The 9,661-nt window shown below is 71.7% G+C and carries 11 protein-coding genes; 6 read left to right on the plus strand and 5 right to left on the minus strand.

Features of this window, described 5'->3' with window-relative positions:
• Positions 1-70 precede the first annotated feature (70 nt).
• Both ACIRR8_RS15695 and ACIRR8_RS15700 read right to left on the minus strand, forming a co-directional pair.
• Positions 71-286 carry a DNA-binding protein gene (locus ACIRR8_RS15695; protein ID WP_404064241.1) on the minus strand — a complete coding sequence of 72 codons (216 nt, stop codon included), beginning with the start codon at positions 284-286 and terminating at the stop codon, positions 71-73.
• 61 nt (positions 287-347) lie between these two features.
• Positions 348-1,394, minus strand: a complete 1,047-nt coding sequence (locus tag ACIRR8_RS15700) for a bile acid:sodium symporter family protein (RefSeq protein WP_404064243.1) — start codon at positions 1,392-1,394, stop codon at positions 348-350.
• Positions 1,395-1,531: 137 nt separating this feature from the next.
• Between ACIRR8_RS15700 and ACIRR8_RS15705 the strand changes: the two genes are divergently transcribed.
• The 4 genes from ACIRR8_RS15705 to ACIRR8_RS15720 all read left to right on the plus strand — a co-directional run bounded on the left by ACIRR8_RS15705 (position 1,532) and on the right by ACIRR8_RS15720 (position 6,131).
• The gene (locus tag ACIRR8_RS15705; RefSeq protein ID WP_404064245.1) at positions 1,532-2,413 is read left to right on the plus strand and encodes a LysR substrate-binding domain-containing protein; all 882 of its coding nucleotides are present in this window, start codon (positions 1,532-1,534) and stop codon (positions 2,411-2,413) included.
• Between the two features lie 355 nt (positions 2,414-2,768).
• A complete protein-coding gene (locus ACIRR8_RS15710; protein WP_404064248.1) occupies positions 2,769-4,568 on the plus strand; it encodes an AMP-dependent synthetase/ligase in 1,800 nt (599 codons plus the stop codon).
• A 166-nt stretch (positions 4,569-4,734) separates the two neighbouring features.
• Complete coding sequence (locus ACIRR8_RS15715) at positions 4,735-5,571, plus strand: aldo/keto reductase (RefSeq protein ID WP_404064250.1); 837 nt, start codon at positions 4,735-4,737, stop codon at positions 5,569-5,571.
• A gap of 89 nt (positions 5,572-5,660) precedes the next feature.
• Positions 5,661-6,131 (plus strand): RICIN domain-containing protein, encoded by a 471-nt coding sequence (locus ACIRR8_RS15720; protein WP_404064253.1) that lies wholly within the window; start codon positions 5,661-5,663, stop codon positions 6,129-6,131.
• A 16-nt stretch (positions 6,132-6,147) separates the two neighbouring features.
• Here ACIRR8_RS15720 and ACIRR8_RS15725 read toward each other — a convergent pair whose 3' ends face one another.
• The gene (locus tag ACIRR8_RS15725; protein ID WP_404064256.1) at positions 6,148-7,080 is read right to left on the minus strand and encodes a class I SAM-dependent methyltransferase; all 933 of its coding nucleotides are present in this window, start codon (positions 7,078-7,080) and stop codon (positions 6,148-6,150) included.
• A 213-nt stretch (positions 7,081-7,293) separates the two neighbouring features.
• Between ACIRR8_RS15725 and ACIRR8_RS15730 the strand changes: the two genes are divergently transcribed.
• Positions 7,294-8,256 carry a LysR family transcriptional regulator gene (locus ACIRR8_RS15730; protein ID WP_404064260.1) on the plus strand — a complete coding sequence of 321 codons (963 nt, stop codon included), beginning with the start codon at positions 7,294-7,296 and terminating at the stop codon, positions 8,254-8,256.
• A gap of 37 nt (positions 8,257-8,293) precedes the next feature.
• Here ACIRR8_RS15730 and ACIRR8_RS15735 read toward each other — a convergent pair whose 3' ends face one another.
• Positions 8,294-8,599, minus strand: coding sequence for a 4a-hydroxytetrahydrobiopterin dehydratase (locus ACIRR8_RS15735; RefSeq protein ID WP_404064263.1), 306 nt, complete (start codon positions 8,597-8,599; stop codon positions 8,294-8,296).
• A gap of 64 nt (positions 8,600-8,663) precedes the next feature.
• On the opposite strand from ACIRR8_RS15735, the gene ACIRR8_RS15740 reads away from it, so the two are divergent.
• On the plus strand, positions 8,664-9,467 hold the full coding sequence (locus ACIRR8_RS15740; RefSeq protein WP_404064266.1) for a helix-turn-helix domain-containing protein: 804 nt from the start codon (positions 8,664-8,666) through the stop codon (positions 9,465-9,467).
• Positions 9,468-9,536: 69 nt separating this feature from the next.
• Here the strand turns inward: ACIRR8_RS15740 and ACIRR8_RS15745 are convergent.
• A partial coding sequence (locus ACIRR8_RS15745; RefSeq protein ID WP_404064357.1) for an integrase core domain-containing protein occupies positions 9,537-9,661 on the minus strand: 125 nt, incomplete at its 5' end.

Raw genomic sequence — 9,661 nt, forward strand, 5'->3', positions numbered from 1 at the left:
GTAGGCCGTGGCGGAAAGCACGCCCGCCCTCGCCGGCACCCGTCCCCCGCCGGCACCCGTCCCCTACGGCTCATTCCCCGGCGAACGACCGCCCTTCGGCCGCCAGCGCCTCGCGCAGCACCCCGATCGCCTTCGGGCCGACGCCGTGCAGCGCCAGCACCTCCGCCGCCGTCACCTCGGTGAGCTGCGCGAGCCGGGTGTAGCCCGCGTGCCGCAGAGCGCTGCGGGCCGGGTTGCCCGCGCCGTGCGGGAAGTCGTCCTCGGGTCCGGCGGGCCGGTCGGCCATGATGGTCCTCCAAGTCAGCGCCGGTCGGCGCCGGGCAGCAGCCGTCAGCGGCGGTCGGCCGCTACGACGTCACCGTAGCCGCCGGGTGTGACAACGGCCCGGCATCGGCCTCCTCCCCGTCCCGCACCGGCTCCGGGTCCCGCGAGCGGCGCTTGGCGATGACCGCGCAGACCATCAGCTGCATCTGGTGGAAGAGCATCAGCGGCAGCACGGCGAGGCTCGCGTGCGCCCCGAACAGCACGCTCGCCATCGGCAGCCCCGCCGCCAGGCTCTTCTTCGACCCGGCGAACTGGATGGCGATCCGGTCCTCCCGGCCGAAGCCGAGCCTCCGTGCTCCGTACCAGGTCAGCGCGAGCATCACGGCCAGCAGGACCGCCTCGGCCGCGAGCAGGGCGCCGAGCCGGGCCGGAGTCACCTGGCTCCAGATGCCGGCGACCATGCCCTCGCTGAACGCGGTGTAGACGACCAGCAGGATCGAGCCGCGGTCCACCAGGCCGAGCACCCTCTTGTGCCGGGTCAGGAACCCGCCGACCCAGCGGCGCAGGAGCTGTCCGGCGAGGAACGGCACGAGCAACTGGAGCACGATCTTGAGCAGCGAGTCCGCCGAGAAGCCGCCACCGGCGGAGCCGAGCAGCAGCGCGGCGAGCAGCGGCGTGAGGAAGATCCCGGTGAGGCTGGAGAACGAGCCGGCGCAGATCGCGGCGGGCACGTTGCCGCGGGCGATCGAGGTGAACGCGATCGAGGACTGGATCGTCGACGGCACCAGGCACAGGAAGAGGAAACCCGCCTGGAGCTCCGGCGTCAGGACGTACGGCACCAGCCCCTTGCTCGCCAGGCCCAGCAGCGGAAAGACGAGAAACGTGCAGGCCAGGACGGTGAGGTGGAGCCGCCAGTGCTTCAGCCCGTCGAGCGCCTCGGCCGTCGAGAGCCGGGCCCCGTAGAGGAAGAAGAGCAGGGCGACCGCCCCGGTGGAGGCCCCGCCCGCCACATCGGCGGCCATGCCGCGCGCGGGCAGCAGCGCGGCGAGGACGACGGTGCCGACCAGCGCCAGGATGTACGCGTCGACCGGCAGCCAGGACGGCAGGGTGAGGGTGCGGCGGCTGCTCATGGGCTCCACATGGTTCTTCGGGTGCGTCGATGCGCTGGTGCGCCCCACCATCCTGCCGCGCGCCCGGCGATCGGGAATCCCTCATACCGCTCTGACTGCCATCACATAACGCGATAGCAGCCGTTAGCGTGGTGGGCGTGGACACCTCCTACGACCCCGCCCAGCTCCGTACCTTCCTCGCCGTCGCCCAGACCCTCAGCTTCACCCAGGCCGCCCGCCGCCTCGGGCTCCGGCAGTCCACCGTCAGCCAGCACGTCCGGCGGCTGGAGGGGGCGGCCGGGCGGCAGCTGTTCGCCCGGGACACCCACCGGGTCGACCTGACCGAGGACGGCGAGGCGATGCTCGGCTTCGCCCGGACGATCCTCGCGGCGCACGAGCGGGCCGCGGCGTTCTTCGCCGGGACCCGGCTGCGCGGCCGGCTCCGCTTCGGGGCCTCGGAGGACTTCGTGCTGACCCGGCTGCCGGAGATCCTGGAGTCTTTCCGCCGCGACCATCCGGAGGTCGAACTGGAACTCACCGTGGAGCTGTCCGGGACCCTGCACCGGCAGCTGGAGGCGGGCCGGCTGGATCTGGTGCTGGCCAAGCGGAGGACCGGGGACACGCACGGCGAGCTGGTGTGGCAGGACGCGCTCGACTGGATCGGCGCCCCGCGGCTGCGGATCGACCCGGAGCGCCCGGTGCCGCTCATCGTCTTCCCGCCGCCGGGCATCACCCGGGCCCGTGCCCTGGAGGTGCTGGAGGAGGACGGGCGGGCCTGGCGGATCGCCTGTACGAGTACGAGCCTGAGCGCTCTGGTCGCGGCGGCGCGGGCCGGGCTCGGCGTGATGGTGCACTCGCGGAGGCTGATCCCGCCGGGGCTCGTGCCGGTTCCGGCCAGGATGGGGCTGCCGGAGCCGGGTGGCGTCGACTTCGTGCTGCTGCACGGGGAGCGGCGGGGTGCGGCGCAGGAGGCGGCGGACGCGCTGGCGGCGGCGATCCTGGCGGGCGGGGACCGGCTGCACCGGGGTGGCGGAGGATGACCCGCACCGGCCGGTGGCGGCGCGTGAACCCGATGACCCGCACCAGCGGATAGCGGCGCATGAACCGATGACCCGCACCAGCCGGTAGCGGTGCATAGCACCTCGTACCGCCAGAGACCGGGAGTGATCGCCTCGGTCGGATTCGGTGGAGATTTGCCCGCGAGCCGCTTACGCCTCCGTCAGAAGTGCGCCCCGGCCTTGCCCATCTGGCCGGTTTTCGACGGTTGACCTCCGCGAACGCCACGTTTTACCCGAGGTTCGGGCCCTCCCGCCGGGCCCCCGGTTGGGGTAGCGTCGCGGCGCTGTGCGGAGCGCCACGAGGAGCAGGTCATTGCGTGAATTCACGGTCCCACCCATGGCCGCGCCGCCTCAAGTCGGCGGTCTGGCCGATGCCGTCTTCGACTACGCGGAGGACGATCCGCGGCGGGTCGCGTTCGGCCGCAAGGACGCGCGCGGACAGTGGCGGGACGTGACCTCGGAGGCGTTCCGCGACGAGGTGCTGGCACTGGCCAAGGGGCTGATCGCGCACGGCGTCCGGTTCGGCGACCGGGTCGCCCTCATGTCCCGTACCCGGTACGAGTGGACGCTCTTCGACTTCGCGCTCTGGTCGGTGGGCGCGCAGTCGGTGCCGGTCTACCCGACCTCCTCAGCCGAGCAGGTCCACTGGATGCTGCACGACGCGGAGGTGGTGGCGGTGATGGTCGAGCACGAGGACCACGCGATGACCGTCGGCTCGGTGATCGACCGGCTGCCGCACCTCAAGCGGCTCTGGCAGCTGGACGCCGACGCGGTGGACGAACTGGTCGGCGCGGGCGCGGCGGTCGACGACGAGGTGGTGCACCGGCACCGGCGGGCGGTGACGCCCGAGTCCGTGGCGACGGTGATCTACACCTCGGGCACGACGGGCCGGCCCAAGGGATGCGTGATCACGCACGCGAGCTTCATGTTCGAGAGCGACACGATGGTCGCCCGCTGGGAACCGGTGTTCCACTCCAGGCCGGGTGACGAGGCGGCCACGCTCCTCTTCCTCCCGCTGGCGCACGTCTTCGGCCGGATGGTGGAGATCGCGGCGGTACGGGGACGGGTCAAACTCGGCCACCAGCCGGAGCTGTCGGCCAACGCGCTGATGCCGGACCTGATGTCGTTCCGGCCCACCTTCATCCTGGCGGTGCCGTACATCTTCGAGAAGGTCTTCAACGGCGCCCGGCGCAAGGCCGAGGCGGAGGGGCGGGCCGGGCCGTTCGACAAGGCCGTGGACATCGCGGTGAAGTACGCGGAGGCGCTGGAGCAGAAGGCGTTCGGCCTCGGTCCGGGGCCGTCCGCCGGGCTGCGGGTGCAGCACCAGTTCTTCGACAAGGTCGTCTACAAGAAGGTCCGCGACGCGATGGGCGGCCGGGTGCGGCACGCGATGTCGGGCGGTTCCGGGATGAACCGGCGGCTCGGCCTGTTCTTCGCGGGCGCCGGAGTGACCGTCTTCGAGGGGTACGGGCTGACCGAGTCGACCGCGGCGGCCACCGCGAACCCGCCCGAGCGCACCCGGTACGGCACGGTCGGGCAGCCCATTCCCGGCACGTCGGTGCACATCGCGGACGACGGCGAGGTGTGGCTGCACGGCCCGAACGTCTTCTCCGGCTACCTGAACGATCCGGTCGCGACCCGGACCGCGCTGGAGGACGGCTGGCTGGCCACCGGGGACCTGGGTTCACTGGACGGGGACGGCTATCTCACGATCACCGGGCGGAAGAAGGAGATCCTGGTGACCTCCGGTGGCAAGAGCGTGTCGCCGGCGGGCCTGGAGGAGCGGGTCCGGGCCCATCCGCTGGTCGCGCAGTGCATCGTCGTCGGCAACGACCGTCCGCACATCGCGGCCCTGGTCACCGTCGACCAGGAGTCCGTCGACCACTGGCTCGTCATGCAGGGCCGTACGCCGCTCGCACCCGCCGAGCTGGTCCGCGACCCGGACCTGGAGATGGAGATCCGCCGGGCGGTGGTGGCGGCCAACACGGCGGTGTCGCAGGCCGAGTCGATCCGTACGTTCCGGATCCTGGCCCACCCGTTCACCGAGGAGCACGGGCTGCTCACGCCCTCGCTGAAGCTGAAGCGCAAGGCGATCGAGACGGCGTACGGAGTCGAGGTCGACGCGCTGTACCACTGACCAGGACGAACGTGCTGTACCACTGACCAGGACAAACGCGCTCCGCCACTGACCGCTCGCACAAATTCTGGATCATGAAGCTTTTGGATCTTGAGGCGGGAATGCCCGGGCCCTTGTGCTCGTTGTCGTGGGGAGTACCAACCGACGACGTAAGGATCGACCGCTCGTGAGCCAGGTCCCCTCCATCACCCTCAACAACGGCCTCGAAATGCCGCAGCTCGGTTTCGGTGTCTGGCAGGTGCCGGACGACGAGGCGGCGAAGGCGGTCACGAAGGCCATCGAGTCCGGGTACCGGTCCATCGACACCGCCGCGATCTACGAGAACGAGGTAGGTACCGGCAAGGCCATCGCCGCCTCGGGTGTCGCCCGTGACGAGCTCTTCGTCACCACGAAGCTGTGGAACAGCGAGCAGGGATACGACAGCACGCTGCGCGCCTTCGACGCCTCGCTCGACAAGCTCGGCCTGGACTACGTGGACCTGTATCTGATCCACTGGCCGGTCCCGGCCAAGGACGCGTACACCGACACCTACCGGGCGTTCGAGAAGATCCACGCCGACGGCCGCGCCAAGGCCATCGGTGTGTCGAACTTCCACCCCGAGCACCTGAAGCGGCTGCTGGCCGAGACCTCCGTGGTTCCCGTCCTCAACCAGATCGAGCTGCACCCGCAGCTCCAGCAGGCCGAGGCGCGAGCCTTCCACGCCGAGCACTCCATCGCCACAGAGGCCTGGTCGCCGCTGGGTCAGGGCAAGGGCCTGCTGGAGGTGCCGACGGTCGTGGCCATCGCCCAGAAGCACGGCCGTACGCCCGCTCAGGCCGTCCTGCGCTGGCACCTGCAGACCGGCAACATCGTGATCCCGAAGTCCGTGACGCCGTCGCGGATCGAGGAGAACTTCGACGTGTTCGACTTCGAGCTGGACGCCGACGACCTCGCCGCCTTCGCTGCGCTGGACGAGGGCAAGCGGCTCGGCCCGGACCCGGCGGAGTTCAACCTCGGCGCCTGAGCGCCGGGTTCGTCCGGCGCCCCCACCATCACGGCGGTGGGGGCGCCGTCAGTCGGTCAACAGCCATACGTTTTCGGGGAGAGAGCACGATGAGCAGCCATCCGGCGCCGGTCGTCGAGGCGGGCACGTACCGCCTGCGCAATGTCGGCAGCGGCCTGTTGCTGGAGGTGTACGGCGCGGCCAAGGGCAGCGGTGCACGGGTGCAGCAGGGCAAGGACGACGGGACGGCGGCCCAGCGGTGGCAGCTCGCCCCGGTGCACGAGGGCGCGGCCCTCTACCACCTGGTCAACGCGCACAGCGGGAAGCGGCTGGACGTCGCGAACGCCGACACGGAGAACGGTGTCCGCATCCAGCAGTGGAAGGCCAACAACTTCGGCGCCCAGGAGTGGCTGATCGAGCAGCACCTGGAGGCGCCGGGCACGGTGACGCTGGTGAGCTTCATCAGCGGGCTCGCCATGGAGGTCGCCGACCGCTCGACGGAGGAGGGCGGGACGGTCCAGCAGTGGGAGGACACCGACTCCCCGTTCCAGTGGTGGCAGCTGGAGCCGGTGCCGTCCTGACAACGTCCCGGGGGTGTCAGTCGCGGCGGCCGAGGTGGACCGTGCGGGCCGTGAGCAGGTAGACGTCGGGCCGCTGGTGGACGCCTGCCGGGTCCTCGGGGTCCAGCAGCCGTTCCAGTACGGCGCGGTCGTCGGCGTCGAGCAGTTCGCCGAGGACCTCGTGCTCCCGGGTCAGCTTGGCGATCACATGTGCGCGGGCCGGCGCCGGGAGCGGGGCCGGCAGGTCGAGCAGGAAGCTGCGCGTGCCCTGCGGGGTCAGCCCGACCGCCGCGATCAGCGCGCTCCAGTCCTCGGCCTCCCGCTTGGCGTCCGGCAGTTCGTTGCGCATCCGGTCGAACCGGGCGGCGAAGACCGCGTCCATCCGGGCCTCCAGGCCGGGCCGCCCGATGCCGAGGTCCCGGGGCAGCCGCCGGGTGGGCAGGCCGCCTTCCAGGAGCGCCACGGTCCCGCCGGGGCGGAGGAGTCCGGCGAACCCGGCGAGGGCGGCGCGCTGGTCGCCCATGTGGTGCAGCGAGTTGCCGGCCCAGATGAGGTCGGCCTCGCCCAGCCGGCCGGCGTCCTGTGGAAGCTCCGCCTCCACCGTCCGGACCCGGTCGCTCACACCGAGGCGGCGGGCGCGCTCCCGCGTCCGCTCCAGCAGGGCGGGCGTGGGGTCCACGGCGACGACCTCGGCCTCCGGGAAGACCTGGGCCAGCAGACAGGTGACGACACCGGGGCCGCTGCCGATGTCCAGCACCCGGCGTACGGTCGGCGCGGTCGGCAGGGCGGCCATCCAGCGGGCCGCCTCCTCGTAGGTGCCGCTGTTCAGCTCGGCCTCCTGCTCCAGCATCGGGCCCATCACGTCCCAGTCGAACTCCGTACCGGCGCCCGCCGCGGCGGACCCGTGGCTGTGCGGGTGCGCGGGGTGGTGGGTGTCGTGGTGGCCGTGTCCGGCGTGGTGGCTGCTCATGACGCCACCCTCACCGGAGGCCGCCGTCCAGGCAAGTTCTGTTGCCGCTCCGGCAAGTCTCCGTGCGGCGGACCGTACGGGCGGCCGGTGCGGCCGAACCGGAGCAGGAGCCTCCGCGGCGCCGAGCACCGGAGGTACAGCGCGAAAACATTGCCCGAACACAAGAGTGACCGGCATATTGCCCGGGCGGGCCGGTGGCCATAACTTGCCTTTATGGAGCTGGAGTTGCGCCATCTGAGAACCGTCCGTGCCATCGCCGACACCGGCAGCCTCACCAAGGCCGCCGCCACGCTCGGCCTTGCCCAGCCCGCTCTCAGCGCCCAGTTGCGGCGGATCGAGAAGGCCCTGGGCGGCACGCTCTTCGAGCGTGACCACACGGGGGCCCGCGCCACTCCGCTCGGCGAGCTGGTGCTGGAGCGGGCCCGGGTGGTGCTGCCCGCGGTGAGCGAGCTCCAGGCGGAGGCGGTGCGGTTCGCCAACGCCACCGGGCCGCTGGAGCGGTTCCGGCTCGGCGGTACGCACGGCCCGCTCCTCGGCGGTCTGGTCGACCGGATCGCCACGGCGCACCCGGCGGCGCCGGTGTCCACGTACACCTCGTGGTCGGTGGACGAGATCGCCGCGCTGACGATCGACGGGCGCCTGGACTTCGCGCTGATCGGGACCTGCGGCGAGAGCCCGCCGCCGCTGGCCGAGCGGCTGGTCTGGGAGGTGGTGGGCGTGGACCCGGTCTTCGTGATGCTGCCGGAGGACCATCCGCTGGCGGGCGAGGAGGAGCTGGAGCTGGCGGCGCTGGCGGACCAGTGCTGGGCCGACGTACCGGGTGACGGCTGTTTCGCGGACTGTTTCGCCACGGCCTGCGCACGGGCCGGTTTCACTCCTGTCTCCGTGTACGAGACGGACACCTCCTCCGTCGTCCATCTGGTGCAGGTCGGGCGGGCGATCGGACTGTGCCGGGCCACGTTCCCGCCGGTCCCGGGCCTGGTGACCCGGCCGCTCGCCGGTGCGCCGCTCAGCTGGCGGCACCTGCTGGGCTGGCACCCGCACTCCCCCGCCGCGGACGCGGCGGCGGTGACGGTGGCCGGTCAGACCCGGGCGGCGTACGCGGAGGCCGTGTCCCGCAGCCCCGGTTACGCGCGGTGGCTCGCCGGGAATCCGCGGTTCGGGATGGTGAGCTGAGGGGCCCGGTCCTCAGGCCTCTCGGCCGAGGAGCCCGCTACTGCGCGCCGTGGGCCGGTGCGGCGGCCTCGACCCGGGTGGCCAGCTCCAGGTCCTTCTCCGTGACCTTGCCACCGGCGTCGTGCGTGTGGACGGACAGGGCGACGGTGTTGTAGCCGAGCGTCAGATCGGAGTGGTGGTTCAGCTCCTCCTGGATCTGAGCGATGTGGACGGTCAGGGCGGCGGCGGCGAAGTGCGACGGCAGCCGGTAGGTCCGGGTGATCCGGTCGCCTTCCAGCGCCCAGCCCGGCAGCGACTCCAGCCGGTGTTCGGTCTCGGTCTTCGACAGCGGTTCGGCGGACATGGAACGGCTCCCGTGGGTCTCGGATGTCGGCGTGCGACCGGATCCGTGACGTTACGGTCTTCCCATGACGACTGTCTCCCCCGACACGGGGGTCGGTGGGCTGCTACGCGGCTGGCGCGAGCGGCGGCGGCTCAGCCAGCTGGATCTGGCGCTGCGCGCGGACTCCTCGGCCCGCCACATCTCCTTCATCGAGACGGGCCGCTCGCGCCCCAGCGAGGAGATGATCCTGCGCCTGGCCGAGCAGCTGGACATCCCCGTCCGGGAACGCAACGCCCTGCTGGTGGTCGCCGGTTACGCGCCCCGCTACGCGCAGACCCCGCTCGACGCCCCCGCGATGGCCTCGGTGCGCGACGGGCTGGAGCGGCTGCTGGCGGGATACGAACCGTATCCGGCGCTCGTCGTCGACGGCACGTACACCGTGGTGGCGGCCAACCGGGGCATCGCGCTGCTCATGGAGGGCGTCTGCGAGGAGCTGCTCACCCCGCCGCTCAACGCCATGCGGATCACGCTCCACCCGGCCGGCCTCGCGCCGCGCATCCTGAACCTGGCGGAGTGGCGGGCGGATCTGCTGGCGCAGATGGAACGTCAGATCGCGCTCGTACGGTCACCGGAGCTGCGGACGCTGTACGAGGAGGTGGCCGCCTATCCCGTCGCGGACCAGGCTTCCGGCGGCAGCCGGGCCGCTGAGCGTACGCCGTCGTTCGCGCTGCCTCTGGTGATCGAACACGAGGGTCAGGTGCTGTCGTTCATCGCCTCCATCGCCACGTTCAACACGCCGATGGACGTGACCGTGGCGGAGCTGGCCATCGAGACGTTCCTGCCCGCCGACCACGCGACCGCCGCCTATCTGCGCGAGCGCCTCGCCTAGGGGGTCTTGTCGATCAGGCCGGATCAGGCACCAGGGCACGCGAGCCCGGCATGATCGGCAAGACGCTCCCTAGGTGTGTTGTCCGGACAGGTTGGTGCCGCGGCTGGCGGGGGTTTGGCCTGCGATGCCGGTGTGGGGTCGGTGGTAGTTGTACCAGTGCAGCCAGTCGGTGAACGCTTCCATGCGCTCGTGGT

The organism is Streptomyces sp. NPDC101178 (genome assembly GCF_044767965.1).
GTDB lineage: Bacteria > Actinomycetota > Actinomycetes > Streptomycetales > Streptomycetaceae > Streptomyces.

Coding starts and splice junctions, on each gene's coding strand:
- ACIRR8_RS15720 (WP_404064253.1), top strand. CDS start 5,661: ATGAGCAGCCATCCGGCGCCGGTCGTCGAGGCGGGCACGTACCGCCTG.
- ACIRR8_RS15710 (WP_404064248.1), top strand. CDS start 2,769: ATGGCCGCGCCGCCTCAAGTCGGCGGTCTGGCCGATGCCGTCTTCGAC.
- ACIRR8_RS15730 (WP_404064260.1), top strand. CDS start 7,294: ATGGAGCTGGAGTTGCGCCATCTGAGAACCGTCCGTGCCATCGCCGAC.
- ACIRR8_RS15695 (WP_404064241.1), bottom strand. CDS start 286: ATGGCCGACCGGCCCGCCGGACCCGAGGACGACTTCCCGCACGGCGCG.
- ACIRR8_RS15725 (WP_404064256.1), bottom strand. CDS start 7,080: ATGAGCAGCCACCACGCCGGACACGGCCACCACGACACCCACCACCCC.
- ACIRR8_RS15700 (WP_404064243.1), bottom strand. CDS start 1,394: ATGAGCAGCCGCCGCACCCTCACCCTGCCGTCCTGGCTGCCGGTCGAC.
- ACIRR8_RS15740 (WP_404064266.1), top strand. CDS start 8,664: ATGACGACTGTCTCCCCCGACACGGGGGTCGGTGGGCTGCTACGCGGC.
- ACIRR8_RS15735 (WP_404064263.1), bottom strand. CDS start 8,599: ATGTCCGCCGAACCGCTGTCGAAGACCGAGACCGAACACCGGCTGGAG.